Source organism: Pseudomonas sp. G11-1 (assembly GCF_024031555.1).
In the GTDB taxonomy this organism is placed as follows: domain Bacteria; phylum Pseudomonadota; class Gammaproteobacteria; order Pseudomonadales; family Pseudomonadaceae; genus Halopseudomonas; species Halopseudomonas bauzanensis.
The window spans coordinates 592,406-616,943 of record NZ_QEYQ01000002.1; the positions used below are offsets into that span (position 1 = coordinate 592,406).

General features: G+C 61.6%; 27 protein-coding genes and 1 pseudogene. 20 read left to right on the top strand and 8 right to left on the bottom strand.

The window, feature by feature from the left end; all coding sequences use genetic code 11:
• Positions 1 to 37: 37 nt before the first annotated feature.
• Positions 38 to 499 carry an outer membrane lipoprotein gene (locus tag DHB74_RS08870; protein ID WP_036990609.1) on the bottom strand — a complete coding sequence of 154 codons (462 nt, stop codon included), beginning with the start codon at positions 497 to 499 and terminating at the stop codon, positions 38 to 40.
• Between the two features lie 250 nt (positions 500 to 749).
• Here DHB74_RS08870 and DHB74_RS08875 point away from each other — a divergent pair, with 250 nt between their 5' ends.
• On the top strand, positions 750 to 1,025 hold the full coding sequence (locus DHB74_RS08875; protein WP_036990610.1) for a hypothetical protein: 276 nt from the start codon (positions 750 to 752) through the stop codon (positions 1,023 to 1,025).
• Here DHB74_RS08875 and DHB74_RS08880 read toward each other — a convergent pair.
• Positions 993 to 2,165: a 1-acyl-sn-glycerol-3-phosphate acyltransferase gene (locus tag DHB74_RS08880; protein WP_499161226.1), complete on the bottom strand. Its 1,173-nt coding sequence runs from the start codon at positions 2,163 to 2,165 to the stop codon at positions 993 to 995. The genes DHB74_RS08875 and DHB74_RS08880 overlap by 33 nt on opposite strands.
• 146 nt (positions 2,166 to 2,311) lie before the next feature.
• Between DHB74_RS08880 and DHB74_RS08885 the strand changes: the two genes are divergently transcribed.
• A complete protein-coding gene (locus DHB74_RS08885; RefSeq protein ID WP_036990612.1) occupies positions 2,312 to 2,512 on the top strand; it encodes a CPXCG motif-containing cysteine-rich protein in 201 nt (66 codons plus the stop codon).
• Positions 2,509 to 3,171 (top strand): SOS response-associated peptidase, encoded by a 663-nt coding sequence (locus tag DHB74_RS08890; RefSeq protein WP_499161227.1) that lies wholly within the window; start codon positions 2,509 to 2,511, stop codon positions 3,169 to 3,171. Before DHB74_RS08885 ends, DHB74_RS08890 begins: the two co-directional genes overlap by 4 nt.
• Here DHB74_RS08890 and DHB74_RS08895 read toward each other — a convergent pair.
• Together DHB74_RS08895 and DHB74_RS08900 are read right to left on the bottom strand one after the other, a co-directional pair.
• Positions 3,161 to 4,003: a methyl-accepting chemotaxis protein gene (locus DHB74_RS08895; RefSeq protein ID WP_499161386.1), complete on the bottom strand. Its 843-nt coding sequence runs from the start codon at positions 4,001 to 4,003 to the stop codon at positions 3,161 to 3,163. The genes DHB74_RS08890 and DHB74_RS08895 overlap by 11 nt on opposite strands.
• Positions 4,004 to 4,015: 12 nt before the next feature.
• Positions 4,016 to 5,359: pseudogene (locus tag DHB74_RS08900) on the bottom strand (methyl-accepting chemotaxis protein); the annotation flags it as partial.
• A 59-nt stretch (positions 5,360 to 5,418) separates the two neighbouring features.
• On the opposite strand from DHB74_RS08900, the gene DHB74_RS08905 reads away from it, so the two are divergent.
• The 7 genes from DHB74_RS08905 (at position 5,419) to DHB74_RS08935 (ending at position 11,333) form a co-directional block, all read left to right on the top strand.
• The gene (locus DHB74_RS08905) at positions 5,419 to 6,225 is read left to right on the top strand and encodes a M48 family metallopeptidase (protein ID WP_074780279.1); all 807 of its coding nucleotides are present in this window, start codon (positions 5,419 to 5,421) and stop codon (positions 6,223 to 6,225) included.
• Between the two features lie 151 nt (positions 6,226 to 6,376).
• Positions 6,377 to 7,690, top strand: coding sequence for an OprD family porin (locus DHB74_RS08910; RefSeq protein WP_036990614.1), 1,314 nt, complete (start codon positions 6,377 to 6,379; stop codon positions 7,688 to 7,690).
• 150 nt (positions 7,691 to 7,840) lie between these two features.
• On the top strand, positions 7,841 to 8,215 hold the full coding sequence (locus DHB74_RS08915; RefSeq protein WP_499161228.1) for a YkvA family protein: 375 nt from the start codon (positions 7,841 to 7,843) through the stop codon (positions 8,213 to 8,215).
• 250 nt (positions 8,216 to 8,465) lie between these two features.
• A complete protein-coding gene (locus tag DHB74_RS08920) occupies positions 8,466 to 9,752 on the top strand; it encodes an OprD family porin (RefSeq protein WP_499161229.1) in 1,287 nt (428 codons plus the stop codon).
• Positions 9,753 to 9,926: 174 nt separating this feature from the next.
• Positions 9,927 to 10,508 carry an RBBP9/YdeN family alpha/beta hydrolase gene (locus DHB74_RS08925; protein WP_499161230.1) on the top strand — a complete coding sequence of 194 codons (582 nt, stop codon included), beginning with the start codon at positions 9,927 to 9,929 and terminating at the stop codon, positions 10,506 to 10,508.
• Between the two features lie 18 nt (positions 10,509 to 10,526).
• Complete coding sequence (locus tag DHB74_RS08930) at positions 10,527 to 11,045, top strand: sigma 54-interacting transcriptional regulator (protein WP_499161231.1); 519 nt, start codon at positions 10,527 to 10,529, stop codon at positions 11,043 to 11,045.
• Between the two features lie 54 nt (positions 11,046 to 11,099).
• A complete protein-coding gene (locus DHB74_RS08935) occupies positions 11,100 to 11,333 on the top strand; it encodes an AAA-type ATPase lid domain-containing protein (protein ID WP_499161232.1) in 234 nt (77 codons plus the stop codon).
• A 9-nt stretch (positions 11,334 to 11,342) separates the two neighbouring features.
• Here DHB74_RS08935 and DHB74_RS08940 read toward each other — a convergent pair whose 3' ends face one another.
• The 4 genes from DHB74_RS08940 to DHB74_RS08955 form a co-directional block, all read right to left on the bottom strand.
• The gene (locus tag DHB74_RS08940) at positions 11,343 to 12,533 is read right to left on the bottom strand and encodes a YeeE/YedE family protein (protein ID WP_499161233.1); all 1,191 of its coding nucleotides are present in this window, start codon (positions 12,531 to 12,533) and stop codon (positions 11,343 to 11,345) included.
• A gap of 202 nt (positions 12,534 to 12,735) precedes the next feature.
• Entirely contained in the window at positions 12,736 to 13,659 is a 924-nt protein-coding gene (locus tag DHB74_RS08945) for a sulfurtransferase (RefSeq protein WP_499161234.1), read from the bottom strand.
• A gap of 87 nt (positions 13,660 to 13,746) precedes the next feature.
• Complete coding sequence (locus DHB74_RS08950; protein WP_499161235.1) at positions 13,747 to 14,979, bottom strand: acyl-CoA dehydrogenase family protein; 1,233 nt, start codon at positions 14,977 to 14,979, stop codon at positions 13,747 to 13,749.
• Between the two features lie 9 nt (positions 14,980 to 14,988).
• The gene (locus tag DHB74_RS08955) at positions 14,989 to 15,963 is read right to left on the bottom strand and encodes an aliphatic sulfonate ABC transporter substrate-binding protein (protein WP_499161236.1); all 975 of its coding nucleotides are present in this window, start codon (positions 15,961 to 15,963) and stop codon (positions 14,989 to 14,991) included.
• A gap of 320 nt (positions 15,964 to 16,283) precedes the next feature.
• On the opposite strand from DHB74_RS08955, the gene DHB74_RS08960 reads away from it, so the two are divergent.
• From DHB74_RS08960 to DHB74_RS09005, 10 genes are all read left to right on the top strand, one after another.
• Complete coding sequence (locus DHB74_RS08960) at positions 16,284 to 16,931, top strand: peroxiredoxin (RefSeq protein ID WP_499161237.1); 648 nt, start codon at positions 16,284 to 16,286, stop codon at positions 16,929 to 16,931.
• Between the two features lie 111 nt (positions 16,932 to 17,042).
• A complete protein-coding gene (locus DHB74_RS08965; RefSeq protein ID WP_499161238.1) occupies positions 17,043 to 18,017 on the top strand; it encodes an aliphatic sulfonate ABC transporter substrate-binding protein in 975 nt (324 codons plus the stop codon).
• Positions 18,014 to 18,844: an ABC transporter permease gene (locus DHB74_RS08970; protein ID WP_499161239.1), complete on the top strand. Its 831-nt coding sequence runs from the start codon at positions 18,014 to 18,016 to the stop codon at positions 18,842 to 18,844. The genes DHB74_RS08965 and DHB74_RS08970 overlap by 4 nt, the downstream gene beginning before the upstream one ends.
• The gene (locus DHB74_RS08975) at positions 18,841 to 19,569 is read left to right on the top strand and encodes an ABC transporter ATP-binding protein (RefSeq protein ID WP_499161240.1); all 729 of its coding nucleotides are present in this window, start codon (positions 18,841 to 18,843) and stop codon (positions 19,567 to 19,569) included. The genes DHB74_RS08970 and DHB74_RS08975 overlap by 4 nt, the downstream gene beginning before the upstream one ends.
• A 121-nt stretch (positions 19,570 to 19,690) precedes the next feature.
• A complete protein-coding gene (ssuE, locus tag DHB74_RS08980; protein WP_499161241.1) occupies positions 19,691 to 20,275 on the top strand; it encodes an NADPH-dependent FMN reductase in 585 nt (194 codons plus the stop codon).
• Positions 20,276 to 20,363: 88 nt separating this feature from the next.
• Complete coding sequence (locus DHB74_RS08985) at positions 20,364 to 21,329, top strand: sulfonate ABC transporter substrate-binding protein (protein WP_499161242.1); 966 nt, start codon at positions 20,364 to 20,366, stop codon at positions 21,327 to 21,329.
• 209 nt (positions 21,330 to 21,538) lie between these two features.
• Positions 21,539 to 22,687: an FMNH2-dependent alkanesulfonate monooxygenase gene (gene ssuD / locus DHB74_RS08990; protein ID WP_499161243.1), complete on the top strand. Its 1,149-nt coding sequence runs from the start codon at positions 21,539 to 21,541 to the stop codon at positions 22,685 to 22,687.
• A gap of 10 nt (positions 22,688 to 22,697) precedes the next feature.
• Positions 22,698 to 23,486, top strand: a complete 789-nt coding sequence (gene ssuC / locus DHB74_RS08995; protein ID WP_105646571.1) for an aliphatic sulfonate ABC transporter permease SsuC — start codon at positions 22,698 to 22,700, stop codon at positions 23,484 to 23,486.
• Positions 23,483 to 24,289, top strand: a complete 807-nt coding sequence (gene ssuB, locus DHB74_RS09000) for an aliphatic sulfonates ABC transporter ATP-binding protein (RefSeq protein WP_499161244.1) — start codon at positions 23,483 to 23,485, stop codon at positions 24,287 to 24,289. Before ssuC ends, ssuB begins: the two co-directional genes overlap by 4 nt.
• Positions 24,290 to 24,317: 28 nt before the next feature.
• The gene (locus DHB74_RS09005) at positions 24,318 to 24,533 is read left to right on the top strand and encodes a TOBE domain-containing protein (RefSeq protein WP_105646514.1); all 216 of its coding nucleotides are present in this window, start codon (positions 24,318 to 24,320) and stop codon (positions 24,531 to 24,533) included.
• Positions 24,534 to 24,538 lie beyond the last annotated feature (5 nt).

The window sequence follows — 24,538 nt, forward strand, 5'->3', positions numbered from 1 at the left end:
ACGGGCCAATGAGCGACCCGCCATGCCAGCCAGGTTACTACTTGCTTACACGCGAAACCCCGTTGACTGTCAGTACCCGCACTCGCTCGCCCGGAGCGAAGGAGATACTCGGATCGACTTCCTGCACATAGGCGCGGGTCTGGCCACCATCCTCTCGCACAGTGATTTCGATACCCTGATTGCGGGTGATGCCTTCTTCGGCCGCCGCACCCGCCATGCCACCGGCGACGGCACCCAACACGCCGGTAATAATGCTGCCACGTCCGCCACCGATCGAGCTACCGGCAACACCACCAACCACTGCACCAGCGCCGGTACCGATATTAGTCCTGGTGCCTTCGATCTGCACCAGGCGAACCGATTCGACGGTGCCCATACGCACTGTTTGCGGCGCGCGCGCTTCATCGCGGCTGTAGGTGTCACCGGTCAATCCCGAAGCACAACCACCCAGCACCAACGCAACACCGAGCAGGCAGCTCTGGAGAATTCGTATATTCATGATTCACCTCTGTATTGTGCAGCAACCCTGAAGGCTACCGGTTAGTGTGCAGTTTCTGCCACTGAATATTGGACCGGGCCAGCCCGCGAATGTTGCGGGGGCCTTTCATCGGGTTTTCTTCGGCGTGGGTCGAGGTCCACTGCGGTTTCCTTTAGAATCCGCGCCGATCATTCACCTTCCCACTGCTCCAGCCAGAATAACAATTAAATCCGCAGCTCACGAGCACTCGATATATTCGGAGAAGAATTGCATGCCCGTATTGCAGCTTGCGTGGCTTTATTATCTTAACAATAGCGCCTTTGTACTCAACTGCCTGGCGTTGTTTTACGGCCTCAGTGGCAGCTGGCTGATCATCGCTACCCAGTGGCGTACCGCCCGCGCCATGCGGTTGGCAACCGGCGGCAGCGCACTGACGCTAACCGGCCCGACGGCCCGCCCGCATCCCGCCAACCGGATGTTCATGCTGGTCGGCGGTGTCTGCCTGGGTCTGGCACTACTGCTCACGCTCGCTGCCCGCCTGGTCTGACACCCACTGGCGGCTAGCCACCGGGTTGGCGTATTGGCGCAACCACCAGGGGCGCTGATCCGGCGGGCAGGCCGCCAGGCGCTCGGCAAACCGTTGTTCCTCAGCCACCAGCATCGAAGCATTGAACTGCCCGCGCCAGCCAGCGATGTCTACTGCTGGATGCTCCGCCAGCAGTTGCTCCATCGCCAGATAGTTGCTGGGATACAGACGATATAGCCCGAGAATCTGGCGATCCGCCTCCGCGGCCACCGCCTTGGCATCGGTGTACTCCTCGGTCAGCGGCTTACCGAAGGCGATATGCACGCGCCCCTTGTAGCCGGTCAGGCCCATGGCAATGGAGCGGTCATCCTCGCCCGGCTGCTTGGTATAGCCGCCGGTGCGTTCACGCTGCTCCAGCTCACGTGCCTTCATCTGATCGCAAGGGTCCCACTCATAGGCGATGGAAACCGGCACGATATTCAGTGAGCGCACCACGTCGGCAAAGGCTTCGCCCTTGCGGCTCATGCACAGCATCTTGATGATCGCCGTGTCGGTGCGATCGCAGCCGTCCTTAGCGCGCCCTTCAGCCTGGGCAATCCACACCGAGTGCCCATCCAGAATCGAATGGCTGATGTAGGCGGACAGGGTCTGATAAACCGCCAGTTTTTCCCGCCGCCCGGCCACCGAGCGATGCACGATGAAGCATTTGTTCAGCCGCATCAGGTCGCTGACGAAAGGCCGCTGCAGCAGGTTGTCGCCAATCGCGATGCGCGGCGTCGGATGGCCGCCATGGTACAACGCATAGTTGACGAAGGCCGGATCCATGGCGATATCCCGGTGATTGGCCAGGAACAGATGAGGCCGCGTCTTGCTCAGATGCTCCAGCCCGCTGTAGGTAACGGTGAGCGCGCTGCGCTCGATGACCTTGTCCAGCCATGGCTCAAGCCGGTGCTGCAGCGCATCCACAGTGGTAATGCCCCGCGCCTCACGACGCAGCCCACCACCAACCAGGGCCGAGGCCATGCCCGGCAGCCAGCGGCTGAGCCGCGGGAACCGGTAGCGGGCCAGCGTTTGCAGCAACTCGCGATCATGCAACAGCCGTTGCATGACGGCAGGCACCTCATCGTCTCCATAGGGCCGGATGGCATCAAACTCGCCCATGCATTCCTCATTACCTTGGGTGGAAACCGCGCATTATGCGGCGCAGCGATTCGACTCACAATTGCTGAATGACTGTTTCGTCGGATTGGGGAAGGAGCTAGACTCCCCTTCCCCCTTCCCATCGAGCTGCTGCCAGGAGAATAGCCATGCCGTTGCTGGACGAATGTGCCCGCCATTGCCCGCACTGCGGCGAGCCCATCCGCTTGCTGGTCGATCTCAGCGGCGGGACCCAGAGCTATATCGAAGACTGCGCCGTTTGCTGTCAGCCCATCCTCATCAACCTGTGGGTCGATGCGGACCTGGAAGGTTACCAGCTGGATCTGCGCCGTGAGGAAGACCCGCTGTGACCGGCCGCATCGCCCAGTTCAATGCGCCGGTGGCAGAGGTGCCCCAGAGCTGGCGGCCCAACTGGAACCTCAGCCCCGGCAATCGCGTACTGATCCTGCGCAAGCTGGACAACCGCCTCGACTGCGCCGAGGTGCTATGGAACCTGACTCCGGGCTGGCTGCGTGATCTGAGCCGTGCGCCCTTCTCGGCTCAGGCCGAGTTCCTGCACGACAAGCCGATGTTCCGCGAACCTCTGGTACAGCGGCGCTGCCTGCTGCCGGTCGATGGTTTTTATATATGGCAGCAACAGGGGCAACGCAAGCAGCCCTGGTACCTGCGACAGGAACAGGGTGGGCTGGCACTGGCTGGATTATGGGAGCGCTATGCATTGGATGATGGCGAGTACTGGGACAGCTGCGTTCTGATCACCGCACCGGCCAAGGGCCTGCCGGCCCGACTGGGAGAACGCATGCCGGTCACCCTGAACCGGGCCGAACAGGCCATCTGGCTCGCTGCGGCCACCGCTCCGAGCGCATTGCAACCACTGTTGCTCAATGCCGATTCCCAGGTGCGACTGATGTACCCGGTCAACCCGGCGGTCAGCAGCCCGGCGACCCAGGGGCCACAATGCTGCAACCCCACCGGGCACGCCGTCAGGCTGGATGATCCTATACCTTGAACTGGTTGATCAGCCGGCGTTGATGTTCGGCCAGCTTGGTCAGGCCGGCGCTGGCGCTGGAGGACTCACCAGCCCCTTCGGCCACCGCATTGGCGACCTCACCGATGGTGTTGACGTTGCGGTTGATATCCTCGGCCACGGCGCTCTGCTGCTCCGCCGCACTGGCAATCTGGATGTTCATGTCATTGATCACCGATACCGCCTGGGTAATTGAGGTCAAGGCCGCATCCGCCTCCTCGGCCTGCAATACACTATCGCTGGTCCGGCTGCGGCTCTGCTCCATGACTCTCACCGTTTGATGGGTGTCGGCTTGCAACTGCTCGATCATCTTCTGGATTTCTTCAGTAGAGTTCTGCGTCTTCAGCGCCAGCGAGCGCACCTCGTCGGCGACCACGGCAAAACCGCGCCCCTGATCCCCGGCGCGCGCCGCCTCGATTGCTGCGTTCAGCGCCAGCAGGTTGGTCTGCTCGGCTATGCCGCGGATGGTATCCAGGATCGAAGTGATGTTTTCGCTGTCACGGACCAGGTGCTGCACGCTCTGTGAGGCGCGCTCGATATCCTCAGCCAACCCCTGAATGGTCGCCGCGGTCTGCTGCACCACTTCGCGGCCATGACCGGCCGAGCCGTTGGCGTTGCCCGCCGCTTCGGCGGCCAGGCTAGCGTTACGGGCCACATCCTGGGCGGTAGCGGTCATTTCCGTCACTGCGGTAGCTACCAGCTCGATCTCGCCGAGTTGGCGCTGCACCCCATCATTGGTACGCATGGCAATGTCGGCGGTATGCTCGGCAGCATCGGTCACCTGCTGCACCGAGCCGACCACCTCACGGATCATGTCTTGCAACTTGTCGAGAAAGGCATTGAAACCACGGGCGATATCCCCGAACTCGTCGCTGCGCTGGACAGCCAGGCGCTGGGTCAGATCACCCTCGCCGCGAGCGATATCATTGAGCATGGAAACCAACTGCCGCGCTGGCCGTGCCAAGCCGTAACCGACCGCCAGCATCACACCCAGGCCAACCAGGGCGGTAAGCCCACCGATCACCGCCAGAGTAATTGCCTCACTGGATTGGCGCTGCGTCAGCTCGGTCTCCAGCGCCTGCAGGTCAGCCATCACCACGTCGAGTGGCAAGTTGATCAACATCGTCCAGTGCGTGCCGGTGTCGCCAATCGGAATCGGCATCCACAACTGCACACGATTACCCGCCGTATCCAGTTCGTAGTGAAAGTCATCGCCCAGGCCAGCGAGGTTGGCCAGCCCCTGCTTATCGATCACGCGTTCGGCTGGGTCCCCCGGCGCGGCCCCTTCACCGGTCCAGGCAACCAGTCGGCCGTTGGGACTGATCAGGGCCTGAGTGCCACGCCCTTCGTAAAGTCGGCTGTCGCTCTCTTCGAGCATGGATTGCAGAAACTGCAACGACAGGTCCGCACCGGCAATACCCATGAACTGGCCGTTGAGCATGATCGGGGCAGTGAAAGACGACAGCATGACCCAGCTGTCGCCCAGCTCGTAGGGCGCCGGGTCGATCACACAGGCACGCTGCGTATCACGCGGGCAGAAATAATATTCACCGACGCGCACGCCGGTTTCCAGCATGGTTTCGTCCGTGAGATCGCCCAGCGGCTCCAGCGCCAGTGTGCCATCGAGTTCGCGATACCAGAAAGGCATGAATTGGCCCTGCTCGTCATGCCCCGACTCGCCAGCACCCTGATAAAAACTATCCAGCCCGTCGAACGCGCCCGGTTCCCAGGCAACGTAAGCCGCCAGCAGCGTCGGCTGCTCCTCCAGTATCCGTCGAATATAACGAACCATTTCCTCGCGGCTCATCATCAGTGCCGGCAGACCATCTTCCTGCATTTCGCCCAGCTGGCGATTGAGCAACGCCAGTTGTTCGGTCACCGCAAAGGGTTGCTCCAGCTGTCGACGGATGCGCAGGCTTTCAGCGGTAGCAATGGCTTCCAACTGGCTGCGCACACGCTGCCCCAACATCTGCTCGCTGCGTTCGATGACCATGCTCTGGTTGCGCTCGAATGCCAACAGGGCGTACAGAGTCATGATACCGACCGCGATGAACAGGCAGGCACCTGCCAGCGCGGCTATGGAAAACTGGATGGATCTGAGTTTCATAGGGGCCTCGGCCAGGGAGCTGATGAACGCTTTATCGGCCGTGATAGTCAAACCTCCAGCCATGATCTGATATCGTTCATCAGGTCAAAGCTGTTAAACCCGAAACATGGAAGGAAATCACCATGCGTATCCGCCTGCTTTGCTGTCTTCCGTTCATGGCGCTGGCTAGTTGCGAGACCGTCAACACCACCCAGGGCGGCGCCGTCGGTGTCGATCGAAGTCAGTACATGTTCAGCGCGCTGTCCAGCGCTGAAGTCGACCAGATGGCCGCCGAGTCGTACAACGAGATGCTTGCCGAAGCGAAAGCCGCAAAGGTCTTGAACACCGACACCGCCATGCTCAAGCGTCTGAACCGGATTGCTGATCAGTTGGTAAAGGAAGTGGATCACTTCCGTCCCGATGCCAAGAGCTGGAATTGGGAAGTCAATCTGATCAAGAGTGATCAACTGAACGCCAGCTGCATGCCCGGCGGCAAGATCATCTTCTTTACCGGCATTGTCGACAAATTGCAGCTGACCGACGACGAGATCGCCCAGATCATGGGGCATGAAATCGCCCATGCTCTGCGTGAGCATGGCCGCGAAGCCATTTCCCGTGCTTACACCACGCAGATGGGCACCCAGGTGATAGGTTCGTTGCTGGGCCTGGGCGATGGCGCACGGCAGGCTGCCGACATGGCGGTTCAGTATGGACTGACCCTGCCCAACAGCCGCTCCAACGAAACCGAAGCGGACCTGATCGGTCTGGAGCTGGCGGCCCGCGCCGGCTACAAACCGGAGGCCGCAGTCACCCTGTGGCAGAAGATGGCGCGCGCCGCTGAGGGTGAGCCGCCGGCCTTCCTGAGTACGCACCCCTCTTCCTCGGGGCGCATCCAGAACCTGCAAAACACTATTCCCAAGGTGCAGCCACTGTATGAAGCGGCGCGATAAGACCGGTATGAATAGCTCAGGTTCCTAATACATAAGTCTAATATCACTATTCAATCACTTGATTTCCTGCATATTTCATCTATGTTACAGCGGTTGAAAAACGATCGCCCTCTGGGCAAACCCTGAGATGCAGTACTCGAGGATGAACATAATGAGAAAAACCCTGATCGCCAGCAGTGTCGCCGCTGCTGTGCTGGCTCTGCCCACCCTGTCCATTGCCCAGACTCAGAACAACGGCTTCAGCTTTGTTGATGACGCCAAGGCCACTCTTGGCCTGCGCAATCTGTATTTCAATGGCGATTACCGCGAAGGTGATGGTTACTCGAAAGATGAAGAATGGGGTCAGGGTTTCATGCTCGACTTCCAGTCCGGTTATACCCAGGGCCCGATCGGCTTTGGTCTGGACGTATTCGCCCGCTCGGGTATCCGTCTGGATTCCGGTAGCCGCACCAGCAAGGCTGACCGCAGCCGCAACCCCGGCACCATGTTCCCGCTGGATCATGACGACAGCGCCGTTTCCGAGTTCAGCCAGATCGACTTCGCCGCCAAGGCCAAGGTATCCGAGACCGAGCTGAAAATCGGCCGTGGCCTGCAGCCCAGCCTGCCGGTACTGACACGCAACGATGGTCGCCTGCTGCCCCAGACTTACAGCGGCGCGACGCTGACTTCCAAGGAAATCGACAATCTGACTCTGCGCATCGGTCAGATGGATGAAGCCAGTGGCCGTAACTCCACCTCCCATGAAGGCCTGCTGCTGGGCGGTGGTTCCGAGCGCGTGAACAAGTTCCAGTATGCCGGTGGTGATGCCCAACTGGGTGATAACCTGGTTGCCAGCTACTACTTCGCCAAGCTCAAGGATTACTACAAGCAGCATTACCTCGGTGCCGTCCACACCCTGGACCTGGGTGCCGGTCAGCTGATTACCGACCTGCGCTATTTCGACAGCGGCTCCACTGGCGCCAACGATAGCGGTGAAGCCGGCTATGCAGCCCGCGGCGTATACAACGACGGCGAAGTCGACAACCGCGCCATGAGCGCCATGTTCACCTACAAGCTGAGCAACCATGGCCTGGGCCTGGGCTACCAGAAGATGAGCGGCGACAGTGACTTCGCCTACCTCAACAACGGTGGCGGTGCCACTGCCTACCTGATCACCGACTCGCAGATCAACAAGTTCGAGCGTGCCGGCGAGAAGACCTGGGTTGGTCAGTACAGCTACAACTTCGCCGACCTGGTACCGGGTCTGAAGTTCTCCGCCAAGTATCTGCGAGGCAGCGACTTCGACGTCGCACCCGGCGAAGGCGACAAGGAATGGGAGCGTAACCTGCGTCTGGATTACACCGTCCAGCAAGGTTTCCTGAAGGATCTGGGTGTGTCCCTGCGTCACGCCAGCCTGCGTTCCGATGCGGACCGCGACCAGGACCAGGTACGGGTCTATCTGACCTACAACTTCGTTCTGCTCTAAGTCGATCAGATGCCCCGGTACGCCGGGGCATCATCCCCTTTTCTCTCCCTCTCCCCACCCACTTCCCCCTCCGCACTTTCCCCTGCCTGCAGTGGTCTGTAGTCTGAGCAAGTACGTATTGGTTCTTGCATTGCGACTTCAGAGGCGACCATGGTCAGACACTTTCAAAGCTTCGAGAAAACGTTCAGTGACAGCGGCTTATGGAACAAGCTGTCCCGCTACGCCAGGACTGCCGGCAAAGAGGTGGTGGAAAAGGTGCTGTGGCTGTATTACGCCGCCCAGGATCCGAACACCCCGCGCTGGGCCAAGACAGCCATTTACGGCGCACTGGGCTATTTCATCTTCCCGCTGGATGCCATTCCCGACTTCGCTGCGGTAGTAGGTTATACCGACGATCTCGGTGTGCTGGCCGCGGCACTGGCCACGGTATCCATGTACATCACCGACGAAATCAAGGACCGCACCCGCCAGACCATGGGCAGGTGGTTCAGCCCCATCCCCGTCAGAACCGACCAGCCTGACTGACAGGCGAGTCAAAGCTGCCTTTCTCGAAGACCCCGAACTCAAGGCCATGGATATCAAGATGCAGACTTGCGACAGGGAGGCCCACATCAACGGCTTCATCGGCCACATATACAAATATAGAATAAATAAATTCTTTTTTATTCTTTTTTAAAAGTCAAGCTGTCGTTTATGTTACAGCTCTACGTCAGGGTGCCACTCGACCACGCAGAGCCGGATGACGCATCGTCAACATATCAACGGAGCTTGAACCATGAACTATTCCCTGCTTACCCGCGCTGTGGCCGCCGGTATCCTGACCACCGCCCTGCCCTCACTGGCCTCTGCCGCTGAAGGCTTTGTCGAAGGCGCCTCGGCAACCCTCGGGCTGCGCAACTTCTACATCAACCAGGACAACCGCAGTGGCGACGCAGCCCCTTCCAAGGCGGAAGAATGGGGCCAGGGTTTCCTGCTGGACTTTCAATCCGGTTATACGCAAGGCCCGGTTGGCTTCGGTCTCGATGCGCTTGGCCAGGTGGGGATCCGCCTGGATTCGGGTGGACGCCAGGGCAAAGCCGACCGCAGCCGTGATCCGGGCATCGTATTCCCGGTTGAGAGTGACGGCAGCGCAGTAAGCGATTTCAGTCGTATCGACTTCACCGCCAAGGCCAAGATTTCCAATACCGAACTGAAATACGGCACCCTGCTACCCAAGTTGCCGGTACTGACGCTGAACGATGGTCGCCTGCTGCCGCAGACCTTCCGCGGCGGCCAGCTGAGCTCCACCGATATAGATCGCCTGAGCCTGGTCGCCGGCCAGATCGAGAAGGCCAAGGGCCGTGCATCCAGCGACTATGAGGAACTGCGCATCGCCGGCGGTACCGAACGGGTCGATCAGTTCCGCTTTGCCGGCGGAGACTACAAGGTGACCGACAACCTGACCGCCAGCTACTACTTTGGCGAACTGGAAGACTACTATCGCCAGCATTATGTGGGTGCTGTGCATCACATCACCCTCGGTGGCGGCAAGCTGAGCACCGACCTGCGCCACTTCGACAGCAATGCCCATGGCGCCAACGATGATCAGGATGCCGGTTATGGCGCCGAGGTCGACAACCGCGCCAGCAGCATCCTGTTCAGCTATGGCCACAGCGGCCATAACCTGGGTGTGGGCTATCAGAGACTGAGCGGCGACAGCAACTTCCCGTTCATCAACAACGGCGACGGCGCCACCGCCTACCTGATTACCGACTCGCAGATCGGCAAGTTCGAACGCGCCGGCGAGAAGACCTGGCTGGCGCGCTACGGCTATGACTTCGCCAATGCCGGCCTGCCCGGTCTGAAAACCTCGGCGACCTATCTGCGCGGCAAGGACATCGATACGACCCCCGGCGTTCGCGATACCGAATGGGAACGCGATCTGCGGGTCGATTACACGATACAGGACGGCTTCCTCAAGGATGTCGGCTTCTCCCTGCGGCATGCCAGCCTGCGCAGCGATGTGCAGCGCGACCGCGATGAGGTCCGTGCCATCGTCAACTACACCTTTACCCTGCTGTAACAGCCAGGCGGAGCCGGGGCCAAGGATCCATGGTGCAGGTTGACTCATAGTGACCTGTGGATCCTTCGCCTTCGCGAAGGATGACGGAGGGTGGGAGCGGCGCCCCGCCGCGATTGGCGCCCGGGCTCGGTACTGAATTGGCAATACCCATATTTCCATACGGGGGCAATACCCATGCGCAACGAACTGATCCGATATCTCATCCTGCCGGGGTGGCAAGGCTCCGGCCCCGACCATTGGCAAACGCACTGGCAGCAATTGCTGCCCAACGCCCAGCGGGTGGAACAGGCGAACTGGCAGCACCCGCAGCGGAGCGACTGGGTGGCCGAGCTTGAGCGCAACGTGGCCGCCGATCCGACTCCAGTGGTGCTGATCGCCCATAGCCTGGGCTGCATCACCGTCGCACACTGGGCCGCCGCGACGTCACCAGCATTGCGTAGCCGGGTGCGCGGTGCGCTGTTGGTGGCACCGGCGGATGTGGAGCGCGACAATTGCGCCGAGCCGCTACGCGACTTTGCCCCCATCCCGCGTCAGCACCTGGGTTTTCCGAGTGTGCTGGTCGGTTCGAGCAATGACCACGCCGCCAGCCAACACCGCGCAGTGACCCTGGGCAGCGGCTGGGGCAGTCAGACAGTGATCCTGGACCAGGCGGGCCATATCAATACGGCGGCGGGCTATACCCGCTGGGAAGACGGCTTCGTGCACCTGTATCAGTTGCAGAGCCGAATCGAGGAACAACGACGTCAGCGCGCCTGACCGGTTACATAGATACCCATGACCCTATATCAGTCACCTGACACCATCCTCACGCTCGAGCAGGTCGCACCCGGCCCGCTGAGCATACGCGCCAAGGCACTGGTTTTCGTGGACCCGGCCTCGCAGCACCTGCACACCGAGCTGGAACGCCTGGCTGCCACCCCGCTGGCCGTGCTGATCCAGGGTGAAACCGGCACCGGCAAGGAGTTGCTGGCCCGCCAGTTGCACAGTGCCAGCCAGCGACCCGGCCCCTTCGTGGCCATCAACTGCGGTGCACTGAGCAAAGGCCGGGCCGAGGAAGAACTGTTCGGCACCCAACTGCAGGCACTGCCCAGCGGCCGAACCGGCTGGTACGGCGCAGCCAATGGCCGCACGCTATATCTGGACGAGATCGGCGATCTGCCGCGTACCCTGCAGGCAAAGCTGCTTACTGCATTGCAGACACATGAAATCCGCCCGGTCGGCACGGGCCACTACACACCGGTGGATGTCCGTCTGATCGCCTCCAGCAGTTTCGATCTGGCCCGAGCGGTGTAGGCCGGCACCTTCAACGCCCACCTCCATGAGTACCTGACCGACGGCCTGCTACCGGTGCCGCCGCTACGTCTGCGGGTGGCCGATATTCTCCCGCTGGCCGAGTATTTTCTCGCCATTCATGCGCAACGGCTGGAACTGCCGCTGCCCGCGTTTGACGAGGGCGCAATCAGCCGCCTGCTGGCCCATCGCTGGCCGGGTAATATCCGCGAACTGGAACAGGTGGTGCACCTTGCCCTGCTGACCAGCCAGAATGGGCTGATCAGCGAGCAGGATCTGCACCTGGTGTGAACCGGACGTTCACACCCAGCCCAACCGCCGCCGCAGCCATAACCCGACCAGCAGACCCGCCAGACAGAACAACGCAAATACCCAGCCCGACAGCGCACCGGCCATGATCCCGGACAGCAGCGTGCCCACGGTGCAACCCAGCGCCAGCATGGCGCCCCACCCCATCAGTACCCCGCCCAGCAGACCGCGCAGGGACTGACCAACAGCCGGACGTTTCGGTTGCCAATCGCCAGAGATCAGCGCACTCGCCCAGGACGCCAGCACCAGAGCACTGATAAAGGCCCCGTTATTCGACAGCAGCGCCTGCTTGACCGCCGTGGCGCAGCCGGAGAACCCATCCAACCCGTGCAGTCGACCCGGCAGCCAGCCCAGGCTATCTGCCGCCGTGCGTGAGATGCTGCCCAGTTCAGCGGTCACGCCGAGCGGCGCCACCCGCAGGTAGCAGATCACCCCCAGCGCACCAATCAGCAGACCACCGACATAGGTCGGCCAGCGCCGACGCCAGATGCGCTGACCAACCGACAGCGCTGCTGCCTCATGTGGCTGGGGCCGGGCAAAGCGCAGCAACAGCCAGGCCAGCACCGCCAGTAGCGCCAACTGCACCAGCAGCGAACCGGCATAGCCCAGTCGGCCTGGCAGCCAGATGGTCGGCGCATCGGCAATCAGCGTGAGATACAGCGGATTCCAGCTGAGGAAGCCGAGCACGAACCCCAGCAGTACGCCCAGCAGGGCAAATACCGAGGCAAAGGCGCCTTCACCCAGCCGATACAGGTGCGCGCTGATACAGGAACCGGAGATCGCCATGCCCAGGCCAAACAGGCCTGCACCCAACGCCAGCACCACGCTGACCGGGCCGATATGCGCATCCGGTGGCAGACGGCCGCTGGACGGGTCCGGCACAAAGGTGCCAAACAGCGCGTGATAGCCCAGGCTGCCTACTGCCAGCGCCGCCAGCAGACCGAGCAGGCCATTGGGGTCGCGGCGCTCCACATAATCCCGGGTGATGCAGAAGAAGCAGAAGCGCGAACGCTGCAGCAGCACCCCGAACACCGCCCCGGCCAATAACGAGAAACTCAAGGCGCGCCCCGTCGGGGTCGGCTCGAACAGTAACCAGGCCCAGCCCAGAATGCCGCTGGCCAATACCAGCGCCAGCAGCAGAGCGCCGCTGGCCGGCCGGTCTGCCGTTGTGTGCTTCATCATCCGCAAGTCCTCCCTTGTATTACCAGACTGTCCCTACACCCGGCCCACACATGGAGGGCCGGGTTCCATCCCGGCCAACGGAGGCTCAGACGACCCCAATGGTCGAGATGGAACTCGACCCTCCAAAAAAGCCCCAGCCAGAGCAGCAATGCTGTTCACTCAAGCCGGAGCCGGGGTACTGGAAAGGTTGAAAGCACTGCGGTTACTTGCCACCCCATACCGTGCCAGCGACATTCACCACCGGCACGCCTACGGCATTGCCGTATTCCGTCCATGAACCATCGTAGTTACGCACCTCGTAACCGAGAATCTTGCTCAGGGCGAACCAGGTATGACTGGAACGCTCACCGATGCGGCAATAGGTGATGATCGGCTCGGAACCGTCCACGCCCACCGCGGCATACACCTTGCGCAGCTCATCCGCCGACTTGAAGGTGCCGTCGGCAGCCACCGCCGAACCCCAGGGCACATTCACCGCGCCGGGAATATGCCCTGCCCGGATGGCCAGCTCCTGCACGCCATCAGGGGCGAAGATGCGCCCGTTGAATTCATCCGGCGAGCGGATATCGATCAGCCTGGCCTGGTCCTTGCCCTCGGCCACCGCGACCACATCGACAAAGCGCGCACGCAGCGCCTCGTTACGCTCACCGAGAGTGATATCACCCGCGGTATGGGTGACCTGACGGGTAGTCAGCGGGCGTCCTTCGCTTTCCCACTGGGCCCGACCACCATCCAGCAGCTTGACGTTGTCCACACCGTACACGTCGAAGATCCACGCGCCCCAGGCAGCGAACCAGTTGTTACTGTCGCCATAGAGAATCACCGTACTGTCCTGCGACACCCCCGCCTCACGCAGCAGTTTCTGGAAGCTGTCCTGCGAGGCGATATCCCGGCGTACCGGATCGACCAGATCGGTATGCCAGTTGAAATTCACCGCGCCAGGGACATGCCCCCGCTCGTACTGGCCGGGATTGACGCTGACTTCAATAATGCGCAGATCAGCCTGATCCAGGTTCTTCTCCAGCCAGTCGGTACTCACCAGTACATCACTGGCGGCAGCCTGCGCCCCTTGCACTACTGCTGCGGCAGCCAATACCCCGGCTCCGAGCCATTGCTTGATGTTCATACCTTCTCCTTGCCTTTCAGGGTGAGCCCGTGCGGGCTGCTCAAGCTGCCGACGCCGCACCGGCGCCGGTCAGTCTCCGTTCTGCCGTCAGCTGTAGACCGAGGGCGCAGGATGCTCCCCGGTCAGCAGCCAGCGGCCGATATCCTTCTGTTTGTGATCCAGCGGGTCATGCAGCGTGTGTACCCGCACGTTGCGCCAGTAGCGGTCGAAGCCGAATTTGGCCGAGGTCGCCCGTGCGCCCATGGTTTCGAATACCTGGCTGGTGATATCCAGCGCCGCGCGGGCCGACAGCAGCTTGGCTTCGGCGATCTGCAGCGCCAGTTCACCGCGCTGCAGCGCAGTCGGCTCGGCGCTTTCCCATAGCTGCTGCAGGCGCTCTGCGGCCCTGTCAGCCAATACACTGGCGGCTTGCAGTTGCGTCCATAGATCCCCCAGACGCAATTGGATAAGCACGTCCGCAGTCGGACGGTCCGCCGTCGAACCGGGCCAGCTGCGCGCCCGCTCACGGATATAGCGCACCGCCGAGTCCAGTGCGCCCACCGCGTTGCCCAGATAGATCTGCACCAGTACCAGTTGCGAGAAACAGGTACGCAAACTCGCCCGTACCGTGCCCAGCCCCTGCTCCAGCAGATCCTTGGGGTCGACGAACACCCCTTCGAAGTTCACCGTACCGCTGTCGGTCTGGCGTTGGCCGAAGCCATCCCAGTCGTCGTTGACCAGCAGGCCGTCACGCTGCGCCGGCACCACCAGGAATACCCGGTCTTCCGGACGCGGCCCGCGCGGCGCGCTGACCATCAATACGTCCGCACCCAGTGCGCCGGAGCAGAACGATTTGCTGCCGTGCAACTGGTAGTGCTCCTCTTCGCGGCGCAGTTGCAGGCCGGTATCGCGCCCATTGGTGGCATTACCCCAGAACCAGTCCTGTTCCACCGTGCGACTCAGCCACTGCTGTTGCTGCTGCGCGCTGCCGAACAACTGCAGGGTCACTACCTGCAGATGGTGAAAGGCGAACAGATGGGCCAGAGAGCTATCCACCGCCGCCAGATAGCGGGTGGTACGGTAGATCTCCGGCCAACGGCTGCCGTAACCGCCCAGGTACCGGGGAATGCTCAACCGCAGCAGTCCACTCTGGCGAATCAGCTGCTTCTCCGACTGTGCCGAACCACCCTGGCGATCCCGCTGCACGGCGCTCTCGGCCAGTTGTGCAGCCAGGGAAAGTGTGGCCTGGCGCCAAGCGTTGTCATCCAGCGCCAACAGCCGCGGGTTGATGACCGGGGCCACTTCAAGGGACGATTGCAAGGCTGCGCTCGAGATGCTCATGTTCGCTCCTCAAGGTGCCCAGATGTCGACATCATTGGCATCCACTTTCACCGGCAGCAGTCCTTCGGCATGGAAGGTGTCAGCAATACGCTGCTGTTCAGCCAGGCTGTCGCGCTGCACCAGGCGCACTTCATAGCTGCGCTTGCGGTTGGCCACCTCGACGATTTCCGGATCCAGGCCACCCCACAGCGGCCCAAGGATGTCAGCAGCCTCTCTGGGGTTCGCCCGCAGCCATTCGCCACTCTTGCGCAGTTCCTCGAAGATGGTTGCGACAATGTCCGGGTGCTGCTGGGCGAAACTGACCGAGCTCAGGTAGTAACGCTGATAATCAGCCAGGCCGTCACTGCCATCGGCCAGCACCTGCGGGTTCAGTTGGCGCTGCGCGCTGGTCAGGAAGGGCTCCCAGACCACCCAGGCATCCACATTGCGATTCTCGAAGGCGGCACGCCCATCAGCCGGCGTCAGATAGGAAGGACGGATATCGGCAAAGCTCAGCCCGGCTTTTTTCAACGCCTGAATCAACAGGTAATGGCTGCCCGCCGCCTTGGTGACCGCCACGCGCTTGCCCTTCAGGTCGCTCAGCTGGTCGATGCCCGAATCGCTGTGCACGACAATGGCCTGGGCAGTGGGCGATCGCGCTTCCTGGGCAACATAGACCAGGCGCGCACCGGCAGCCTGGGCAAACACCGGAACGGTGTCCGCCACATCAGCGGAAAAATCCACATTGCCCACATTCAGCGCTTCCAGCAGTGGCAGGCCGCTGGGGAATTCATGCCAGGAAACCTTGACCCCTTGCTCGCCCAGCACCTGTTCGAGGGTGCCCTGGCTGCGCAGCAGGGTGATCAAGGTGGAGGATTTCTGAAAGCCGATACGCACCGTGGTATCGGCAGCTACCGCGCCGGTGAACAGCAGGCTGGCAGCGGTAAACAGGGAAGCCAACAGCGTGCGACGCTTCCGATAAGGGGTCTTGCTTGGAGTGGACATGGGACTCTCTCTACAACGTGACAGGGATGATCCGTCTCGTCACAGAAGCAGAGCCGGATCAGGAACAAGCGAGGTTGGCCTCGATACTGTCCGGTGATCCGGTGAAGCAAAGCTAAACAATCTAAAAACAGAAAAATAAATACTTTTTTGGAATTAAGTTATGCCGACTTGTCGAGGCTGGTGCGGACACCCGCTTATTCTACAATCGAATATTAAAATCACTATTTATTCTTTTTATTCCAATCCATAGCCATGCATGATGCTCTCATCGCCCGGCGCCCGAAGCGCGCAGGCATCCAGACAGATCACAGGAGAGCACCATGAGCATCAGACTCGGCGATATCGCCCCCGACTTCGAGCAGGATTCCAGTGAGGGCCGCATTGGTTTCCATGAATGGCTTGGCGACAGCTGGGGCATTCTGTTTTCCCACCCGGCGGATTTCACCCCGGTGTGCACCACCGAGCTGGGCCTGACCGCCAAGCTGAAGGATCAGTTCGCCGAGCGCAACGTCAAGGCCATTGCCCTGTCGGTGGATCCGGTCGACTCGCACATCGAATGGATCAAGGACATCAATGAGACGCAGAACACCGTCGTCGGCTTTCCGATCATTGCCGACCATGACCGCAAGGTGTCCGAGCTGTACGACCTGATCCACCCGAATGCCAACGACACCCTGACCGTTCGCTCGCTGTTCGTCATCGACCCGAACAAGAAGGTGCGCCTGACCATCACCTACCCGGCCAGCGCCGGGCGCAACTTCGATGAGATCCTGCGCGTCGTTGACTCGCTGCAACTGACCGACAACTACAAGGTCGCCACCCCGGGCAACTGGAAGGATGGTGACGAAGTGGTGATAGTACCGTCGCTGCAGGACGAGGAAGAAATCCGTCAGCGCTTCCCGGCCGGCTATCGCGCGGTGCGCCCGTACCTGCGCCTGACACCGCAACCGAACCGCAAGACTGCCTGACAGCACCCGATTTACTCCCTTTGCCGCCTGGTTTCGACCAGGCGGCTGTTTGCCTGACTTGACCTCAAGAAGGAGAAAACCATGCGATTGATATAAGAAAGGAGCCAATACATGCCGCTTTCATCCTGGCGTCGACGCCTTGCCGCCGCCCTTATTGCGTTAACCCCCCTGTCCGCCTTCAGCAACACCGGCGAGGTCAGCCTCGATTATGCCTACTACTCGCCACCCAGCCTGGTAATCCGCGATCAGGGCTGGCTGGAGGAACACTTTTCCGAACAGGGTAGAAATGTTAAGTGGGTGCTGTCCCGCGGCAGCAACAACTCCCTCGAATTTCTCAACAGTGGCGCCACGCAGTTCGCACTGACCTCCAGCATCTCGGCCTTCATCAGTCGCGCCAATGGCCAACCGGTCAAGACCGTCTACAGCTATCTGTGGGCCGAACCCAGCGCCCTGGTGGTACCGGAACAGTCGGAGATCAGTGACTTCGAGGATATTCGCGGAAAACGGGTGGCCGCCACCAAGGGTACCGATCCCTATTTCTTTCTGCTGCGCGCCCTGGAGCGCCACAACCTGACTTCAAGGGATGTACGTATCGTGCATCTGCAACACCCGGAGGGACGAACCGCTCTGGAGCAAGGCCGGGTTGACGTATGGGCCGGCTTGGACCCGCATATGGCGGCTTCGGAGGCAGCCGGCGCCCGGTTCCTCTACCGTAACCCTGACTTTGGCCTGGCGGCGTTCCTGAATACCAGCGAACGGGTTCTGGAGAGCCAACCAGAGACGGTGGAAGCGGTAGTCAACGCCTATGAGCGGGCCCGTCAGTGGATCATTGATCACCCGGATCAAACCGCCGAGCTGGTTGCTCGGGAAACTGGCCTGCCGGAGGAGGTGATTCGGCTGCAGCTCGCGCGCTATGACTTCAGTCGCCCCGTTCCCGGTCAGGCACATCTCGACGCCATCAGGCCGGTCGTTCCGTTACTGCAGGCAGACAACATCCTGCGCAGCACCGCGGATACCGAGGGCACTCTGGCCTCGCTGCTGGCAGCAGACATCGCCCAACGTGTTGTCGAAGGCCAGGCACCATGAATACCCGTGTTCAGCCTCTCGAACGACCAGCATCGGTATGGCAGCCCGCCAGGCGACTGGTGCGCTTCACCCCGGTCGGGTTGCTGCTGCCACTGACCTTCATCATCCTGCTGGAACTCAGCGTGTACAGCGGCTGGATTCCGGCCTATCTGATGCCCGCCCCGAGTGCGCTGGTGCTGACCTTTCATGAGCTGGCAGCCGGGCCGTTGTGGAGTCATATCCTTGCCAGTTCCCAGCGGGTTCTACTGGGTTTTGCCATAGGCTCCGGGCTGGCAATACTGCTGGGAACCCTGGTGGGCATGAGCCGGCGTCTCGAAGCCTATCTCGATCCCACCTTCCAGGCGCTGCGAGCTGTACCGGGCCTGGCCTGGGTTCCCTTGTTACTGATCTGGCTCGGCATTGATGAAGTCTCCAAGGTTACCCTCATTGCCATAGGTTCCTTCTTCCCGGTGTACATGAACATGGTGGCGGGCGTACGCAATGTGGATCGCAAGCTCGTCGAAGTGGGGGCTCAGCTCGGCTTCAGCCAGGCGACATTGATGCGCCGGATCATGGTACCGGCCGCCCTGCCCTACCTTTTCACTGGTTTGCGCAACGGCCTGTCGATGGCCTGGCTGTGCGTGGTCGCCGCTGAGTTGCTGGCCGCCACTGAAGGCATTGGCTACCTGCTTACCGACGGGCGGGAGGTGTCCCGTCCTGATCTGGTACTGACCGCCATCATCACTCTAGCCCTGATGGGCAAGCTGACCGACAGCCTGTTGAAGCATGCAGAAAAACGCATGCTGCGTTGGCGGGACAGTTTCTCGGGACAGGAGCAGAAACCATGAGCGCGCTGCTACGTCTGCACAGTATCCGAAAATCCTTTGCCGAACTCACGGTACTGGACAACGTCAGCCTGGCACTGGCCGCGGGAGAAATCGTCAGCCTGCTGGGACCCAGTGGTTGCGGTAAGAGCACCCTGCTGCGTATCGCCGCCGGACTCGATGCGCACTTTGAAGGGGAGCTGGAGCGCAATCCCTTATTGGATTTCGGCTCCAGCTCCGGCATTGGAGTGGTGTTCCAGGAACCGCGTCTGATGCCCTGGCTCAGCGTGGCGAAAAACATCGGCTTCGTTGATGGACGCAAGGCCGATCACCGTTGGACTCAGCAACTGCTCCATGACGTCGGGCTGGAGGGCCGGGGTGAAGCCCTGCCCAAGCAGCTGTCCGGCGGCATGGCCCAGCGCGTGGCCATCGCCCGGGGCCTCTATGGCCGGCCTCAGGTGCTGCTGCTGGATGAACCATTCAGCGCGGTGGATGCCTTCACCCGAATGAAGCTGCAGGACCTGGTGATCAAGCTGGCCGCCCAGTACGACATCAGTGTGCTGATGGTGACCCACGACCTGGATGAGGCGGTATACCTGAGCGACAGGGTAATCATCCTCGGCGGACAACCCAGCCGGATCGTGGCCGAGCTGGCTGTGCCTCTTGCCCATCCCCGAGACCGTCGAGCGGTAGAGCTGGCCTTCCTCAAGGGCGAGGCCCTGACGGCACTGTATCAGCAACCCGCTTAGAACAAAAAAGAATTACAAAATGAAAGCATATGATTTCAGGTAATACATATCTCCTGATAATGTTGCATCCACTTGGGAACAATATGACTTTTAGAACCGATCAATATAAGGAATGCCTTTCATGCTGGTTGTAACCATTGGCGGCAGCCCAAGCCAACGATCCCGCACCGGTCTATTACTGGATAGGGCTGGACACTGGCTGGAACAACGCGGCATCGAGCGGGTGCACGTTGATATTCACCAGTTCGATCCTGCCGATCTGCTGCTGGCCCGTTTCGATAGCCCCGCTATCCGCCACCTTGCTGACCAGGTCAGCCGGGCGGATGGCCTGATTGTCGGCACGCCAGTGTACAAGGCGTCCTTCTCCGGGGCACTCAAGGTGCTGTTGGACCTGCTGCCGGAACGGGCCTTGAGCCACAAGGTGGTGCTGCCCATCGCCACCGGCGGTACCCTGACCCACATGCTGGCGGTCGACTATGCGCTGAAGCCGGTGCTGGCCGCACTCAAGGCGCAGGAAACCCTGCACGGTGTGTTCGCTACCGACAACCAGATCCAGTATGGCGAGCCGCCGACATTCGATGATCAGTTGCTGCTACGACTCCAGGAAGCGCTGGAGTATTTCGCCGCAGCGCTGGCCCGCCGGCCGGCGCCGATTGATCCAAAGCTGTTGAATGACCGATTGATCAACGCTCACTGGAGCATTTGACCACGTAATAGGCCGGTCACGGCCACCCGCCTTACTCTCCCGCCAACGGGTCAGCAGGCTACCAACACCACACGCAAAGGAGACGACCATGAAACAGGTCACTTTGCGCCGGGGATTGGCAGCGCTACTGACCGCTGCCCTCGCCTTCGGCGCTGTAACACAAGCCACTGCCGACACCCTGCGTATCGGCTATCAGAAATACGGCACCCTGACCCTGCTGCGGGCCAGTGGCGCCCTTGACCAGCGGCTGGCCGAACAGGGCGTGAAGGTCACCTGGACCGAGTTTCCCGCTGGTCCGCAACTGCTCGAAGGCCTGAATGTCGGTGCGGTGGATTTCGGCACCACCGGTGAAACCCCGCCGGTATTCGCCCAGGCGGCGGGCGCGGACCTGCTGTATGTGGCCCATGAACCGCCGGCGCCCACCGGCGAAGCGATATTGCTGCCGAAGGACTCACCGATCCAGAGCGTAGCCGAGCTCAAGGGCAAGAAGATCGCCCTGAACAAGGGCTCGAATGTGCACTACCTGCTGGTTCGTGCGCTGGAAGACGCCGGGCTGAGCATCACGGATATCACCCCCATCTACCTGCCTCCGGCTGATGCCCGCGCGGCATTCGAACGTGGCTCCGTGGATGCCTGGGTCATCTGGGATCCCTTCCAGGCAGCCGCCGAACAACAGATCGGCGCGCGCACCCTGATCGACGGCAGCGGGCTGGTCAGCAACCACCAGTTCTATCTGTCGACCGGGTCCTACGCCCAGGCCAACCCCAAGGTGATCCAGATCCTGATCGAGGAAATCGATGCCATCGGCCAATGGACGCTGGACAACATCGATGAGGCTACCGCGCAACTTGCGCCGGTCATTGGCCTGAACCCGGACATCACCCGCACCGCGATCCAGCGCCAGAGCTATGGCACCCGCCTGATCAGTCCGGAGGTCGCCAAGGCGCAGCAGGACATCGCCGACACCTTCCATTCGCTCAAGCTGATTCCGAAGAAGGTGGATATCAGCAAGGTGATCTGGACACCGCAGATCGAGACGGCGAAGGCGCCTTGAGAACCGATGGATTGCCGCGCCCTTCGGGCTCGCAATGACGGAGTGGGGGAAGGCAGCCATGTCACAGTCTGCCGGCACCCACTTTCACCATGGCAATGGCAGGGAGGACCAGGGCGCCCAACCCCTTGCTCGTCGTTGCGAGCTGCGCAGCAGCGTGGCAATCCATCGCACCTGACCACATATGCATCACAACAGCTGGAGAATGAAACATGTCACTGAATATCTTCTGGTTCCTGCCGACCCACGGCGACGGCCGCTTCCTGGGTACCACCCAGGGTGCACGGGCAGTGGACCACAGCTACCTGCAGCAGATCGCTCAGGCCGCCGACAAGCTCGGCTACGGCGGGGTGCTGATTCCCACTGGCCGCTCCTGCGAGGACTCCTGGCTGGTGGCAGCGTCACTGATCCCGGTCACCCAGCGGCTGAAATTCCTGGTCGCGCTGCGCCCCGGGATCATTTCCCCCACGGTTGCGGCGCGTCAGGCGGCCACGCTGGATCGGCTGTCCAATGGCCGCGCCCTGTTCAACCTGGTCACCGGCGGTGATCCGGATGAGCTGGCCGGTGATGGCCTCAACCTCAGCCATGCCGAACGCTACGAAGCGTCCGTCGAATTCACCCGCATCTGGCGCCGGGTGCTGGAAGGCGAAACCGTGGACTATGACGGCAAGCATATCCAGGTCAAGGGTGCCAAACTGCTGTTCCCGCCGGTGCAGCAGCCACGCCCGCCACTGTACTTCGGCGGCTCCTCCGAGGCCGCGCAGGACCTGGCGGCCGAGCAGGTCGAGTTGTACCTGACCTGGGGTGAACCACCAGCCGCCGTTGCGGAGAAGATCGCCCAGGTGCGGGAAAAGGCCGCCAGGCAGGGCCGCAGCGTGCGCTTCGGTATCCGTCTGCATGTGATCGTGCGCGAAACCAACGAAGAGGCCTGGCAGGCGGCCGACAAGCTGATTGCCCACCTGGACGATGACACCATCAGCCGCGCCCAAGCCTCGCTGGCACGCTTCGACTCCGTCGGCCAGCAACGCATGGCTGCCCTGCACGGCGGCAACAAGGACAACCTCGAGGTCAGTCCCAACCTGTGGGCGGGCGTGGGTCTGGTACGTGGTGGCGCGGGTACCGCGCTGGTAGGTGATGGCCCGACGGTAGCGGCGCGGGTGAAGGAGTACGCCGAGCTGGGTATCGATACCTTCATCTTCTCCGGCTATCCACATCTGGAAGAGTCCTACCGGGTGGCCGAACTGCTGTTCCCGTATCTGGAGCTGGCGCAACCCGAGCAGCCAAGCGGCAAGCAGTACATCAGCCCGTTCGGTGAGATGCTGGCCAACGACATCCTGCCCAAAGCCGCTGCGCAGAGCTGAGGACGCGATGATGAGAACCTCCGATCAATGGCTGGAGCGGCTGGCACCACTGGCTCTACCCATCCTGCTGCTGGCGGCCTGGCAGATCTCCGTCAGCACCGGCTGGCTGTCCAGTCGCATTCTGCCCTCGCCCACGGCGGTCCTGGCTGCCGGCTGGGCGCTACTGCAAAGCGGGGAGATCTGGTCTCACCTGGCGATCAGCAGCTGGCGCGCCGGGGTCGGTCTGGCTATCGGCGGCGGGCTCGGCCTGGTGCTGGGCTTTATCTCCGGCCTGTCACGCTGGGGCGAGCGCTTCCTCGACAGCTCGGTACAGATGATCCGCAATATTCCACACCTGGCACTGATTCCTCTGGTGATCCTGTGGTTCGGCATCGATGAGTCGGCGAAGGTTTTTCTGGTCGCACTGGGTTCGCTGTTCCCGATCTATCTCAATACCTACCACGGCATTCGTAACGTCGATGCCGGCCTGGTGGAGATGTCACGCAGCTATGGCCTGTCCGGCTTCAGCCTGTTCTGGCAGGTGATCCTGCCCGGCGCCCTGCCCTCGATCCTGGTTGGGCTGCGCTTCGCCCTCGGGTTCATGTGGCTGACGCTGATCGTTGCCGAGACCATTTCCGCCAGTTCGGGGATCGGCTATCTGGCGATGAACGCCCGCGAATTCCTGCAAACCGATGTGGTGGTGCTGGCGATCGTACTGTACGCGCTGCTCGGCAAGCTGGCCGACACCGCCGCCCGCCTGCTGGAGCGGCTGTGGCTGCGCTGGCACCCGGCCTATCAGAAAAAAGGAGCCAAGGCATGACCGCCCAACAGCCACCCCGGCCGAAGAACGGCACTGCGCTGACGGTGCAGGCGCTGAGCAAGTCCTTTGGCGACCTGCAGGTATTGAACAACATCGATCTGGAGATTCCCGCTGGCCAATTCGTCGCCGTGGTCGGTCGCAGCGGCTGCGGCAAGAGCACCCTGCTGCGGCTACTGGCCGGGCTGGATCAGGCCAGCAGCGGCGAGTTGCTGGCCGGCAGTACAGCACTGGCGGACAACCGCGCCGACACCCGCCTGATGTTCCAGGATTCGCGGCTGCTGCCGTGGAAAAAGGTCATCGACAACGTCGGCCTGGGTCTCAAGGGCGACTGGCGCCCCAAAGCCTTCGAGGCCCTGAGGGCGGTAGGCCTGGCGGACCGGGCCTGGCAATGGCCGGCCACCCTGTCCGGTGGTCAGAAGCAACGCGTGGCCCTGGCCCGCGCGCTGATCCATCAGCCGCGCCTGCTGTTGCTGGATGAACCGCTCGGAGCGCTGGATGCCCTGACCCGGATCGAAATGCAACAACTGATCGAAAGCCTCTGGCAGCAGCATGGCTTCACCGTGCTGCTGGTCACCCACGATGTCAGCGAAGCGGTGAGTGTCGCTGATCGGGTGGTCCTGATCGAAGAGGGCGAGATCGGCCTGGATCTGACCATCGACGTACCCCGACCCCGGGCCCATGGCTCCTTCCGCCTGGCGCAGTTGGAAGCCCAGGTACTCGACCGGGTTCTGGCCAGGCCGGCCAATCCCGAACAGCCGGAAAAACTATCACCCCTGCCCACGCAGCTGCGCTGGGCACTCTAACTCCCATCAAGTAAAAGGAACCACCAACATGACCATTCAAGCCATCAACGTACGCAACCAGTTCAAGGGCCACATCCGCGAGATTCTGCGCGGAGACGTCCTCTCGGAAATCGACGTGCAGACCGCCGCCGGCATCGTTACCTCGGTGATCACCACCCGCTCGGTGGATGAGCTGGATCTGAAGATCGGCTCGGAAGTGATCGCATTTGTGAAGTCGACGGAGGTGTCGATCGCCAAGCTGTAAGGCCG